Annotated in this window: 2 protein-coding genes; both read left to right on the top strand. The window is 34.1% G+C overall.

Features of this window, described 5'->3' with window-relative positions; all coding sequences use genetic code 11:
- Nucleotides 1-607: 607 nt before the first annotated feature.
- Nucleotides 608-1609, top strand: coding sequence for a RepB family plasmid replication initiator protein (locus D7V20_RS18865; protein WP_235831678.1), 1002 nt, complete (start codon nt 608-610; stop codon nt 1607-1609).
- A gap of 66 nt (nt 1610-1675) precedes the next feature.
- On the top strand, nt 1676-2218 hold the full coding sequence (locus tag D7V20_RS18860) for a plasmid replication DNA-binding protein (protein WP_120385371.1): 543 nt from the start codon (nt 1676-1678) through the stop codon (nt 2216-2218).
- The last annotated feature ends 417 nt before the right edge of the window (nt 2219-2635 follow it).

Below are 2635 nucleotides of genomic sequence, written 5' to 3'. Positions count from 1 at the left end.
TATATCTAAACAATATCAATAAGTTATTAGCGAGTGTCTACGAGCGACACAACGAAAAGTTGCGTCTAGACCCCCTGAAAAACCGCTTTTAAGTGCCTTGAACCCTAGAAAATCTGTATTTTGATGCAGCCCTATGCACCTAGACCGAGCGAAGCGAGCAAAAAAGCTCATGAGCGAAGCGAATTCATAGTTGTTTTTGTTTTTTAGAACACTAAGTAGATATTAGCTAAAAACTGCCCCCACGCTGCGAGGAACGAGCAGCAATAGAGTACAAGCGAAGCGAGTACATAGGGCAGTTATCCACAGGTTTTTTTAATTTCTCTCTTTTTTATTATTTTTTAATATTTTTAAATGTTTTTAGACACCCATCAAAGCTAAGAGTCATAAGGGTTTGTGACAATTAAAAGGGACGGATTGTCGGTGAAAGGGGACGGATTGTCGGTGAAAAGGGGACGGATTGTCGGTGAAAAGGGGACGGATTGTCGGTGAAAAGGGATAAAAAATAAATTGTCCTTTTATTGATTGACTTAAAAGTAGGACAGTGTTAAAAAAGTCCCAATTACTTTTAAAAAGGACAATTTGTCGGGTGAATAGTGATCTAGTTGTAATGGACAATTCCATCGTTAAAGCATCATATAATTTAAGTGTTAGTGAACAGCGTTTGCTATTGTCGGCATTAGCACAAATACCTAAAAACCAACCAATAGACCCGAAACAAGCGTATTACATTACAAGAGAAGACTTTATTCGGTTAGGTGCCAATGCTGATCAAGCAACAAGAGATATTCGAAACGCTACTAAAGATTTAATGAAAAAGACTTTACTCATTGAAACTAATGCAGGGATTTTAGAATTTCATTGGCTATCAGAGGTATTACGCTTTGATAAGAATGCAGATGCTCGATTAAAAGCAAAATATCCAAATCCAGAGGATTATAAAAATTATATAAATGGGTTGAGAAAATATAATTTATTAGAATCTTTGCCTTTTGGCCGACGTAGTGATGACATCGTCGCTAGAGTTGTTTTTGATAGTCGAATTTTACCTTTGCTTAGTGAATTAAAAGCAAATTTCACTCAATTCTTACTTGATGATGTTGCAAATTTTGGCAGTGTTTATAGTTTCCGCTTTTATCAAATGATGATGCAATTTAAGTCAACTGGTTACTGTAAAATTAGTTTAGATGATCTACGGTACTCTTTAGCCTTATTCGATAAATACGACGCTACTAAAGATTTAAAAAAACGTGTAATAGATACAGCTATCCATGAAATCAATGAGAAATCACCTTATGCGGTTAAATATGAACTGATAAAAACAGGACGTAAGTTTACACACCTAGAATTAAAATTTAAGTCGAAAAAAGCAAGTAAACCGACAGTAAAAGACTTTAAAAGAGATCCCGAAACACCTGATTTATTTATTCCAATGACAGATGCTCAACGTTATTTATTTGCAGCAAAACTTTCTGAAATGCCTGAAATGAGCAAATATTCTCAAGGTACAGAGAGCTATCAACAATTTGCTATTCGTATTGCTGACATGTTTTTGGATACTGAAAAATTTAGGGAGTTACTTCCTTTACTCAGAAAAGCTGGATTTCAATGACATTGTCAATTGAACTTGTTAAGTTAACAGTCAAGTATTAACACAAGTTAAAAACTGGTTTACATAATGAAAAAACTGTCAGTTTCAGAGTTGGCCAAGCTTTACGGATATTCAAGACAAGCCATATATGCACATATAAACAAAGGAAATTTATCTAAAGGATCTGATGGCTTAATTGACTTTGTAGAAGCCTTAAGAGTTTTTGGGGAACCACAAAAAAAAGAGACTACTGTCAATCAAAGTCAATCAATTAACAGTCAAAACTTGACAGAAGTTGACTTACTAAAACGTCAAGTTGACATACTGGAAAAACAGTTAAATCAGGCATTGCTTAGAGAAAATCAATCGCTAGAACGTGAATCATTCTATCAGGAACAAATCGAAGCCATGCAACGTCTATTGGAAGCACCAAAACCCCAAATCACTCAATCTGGTGATCATGGATCGGTACAGCCTGAACCAGCGACAGAAGCAAAAGAAGAAGTGATAGCAATGCCACCTAAAGAACCTGAAGTAATCGAAAACAAGCGAATTCCTGTTCCTGAACACGTAGAGCCTGAACCAGAAAAAAGAGGCTTTTGGAGCCGTTTTTTTAGACCCTATGATTAACCACGATTGTTTAACTAATATGAACAAAGTTGTGAAACATTGCTTAAGTAATAGGCGTGGAACATGAAAAATCATAAAAAAAGCCCATTCGAGGGTGAATGGGCTATAAAACTTGAATCAACAAATTGAATTATAACACAATTTCAAAAGCATTGCGTATAAGGTGTATTATGTTAATTTTAGGAAAAATTAACATATTAATAAAACTCAAAAATTTAAAATTAATTAGATATTTTTTTAATTTATAATGAGAAATATAAAACTTTCTGTCAAATTTCAAAAACTTTTTCAACAAAAAGTTAACTTATAAGTTAATATAATGGATATATACTTTCATTTGGTCGAAGGATTTGGTTATCCAGATCCTTTAAAAGCACCTCTTCGATCGGATAACGCATGGAAAATCTATATGATTTG

It is taken from the genome of Acinetobacter rongchengensis, from assembly GCF_003611475.1.
Taxonomy (GTDB): domain Bacteria; phylum Pseudomonadota; class Gammaproteobacteria; order Pseudomonadales; family Moraxellaceae; genus Acinetobacter; species Acinetobacter rongchengensis.
The sequence above is the reverse complement of the archived record's forward strand: the minus strand, read 5'-3'. Positions and strand labels throughout refer to the sequence as shown.

Coding starts and splice junctions, on each gene's coding strand:
- D7V20_RS18860 (WP_120385371.1), top strand. CDS start 1,676: ATGAAAAAACTGTCAGTTTCAGAGTTGGCCAAGCTTTACGGATATTCA.
- D7V20_RS18865 (WP_235831678.1), top strand. CDS start 608: ATGGACAATTCCATCGTTAAAGCATCATATAATTTAAGTGTTAGTGAA.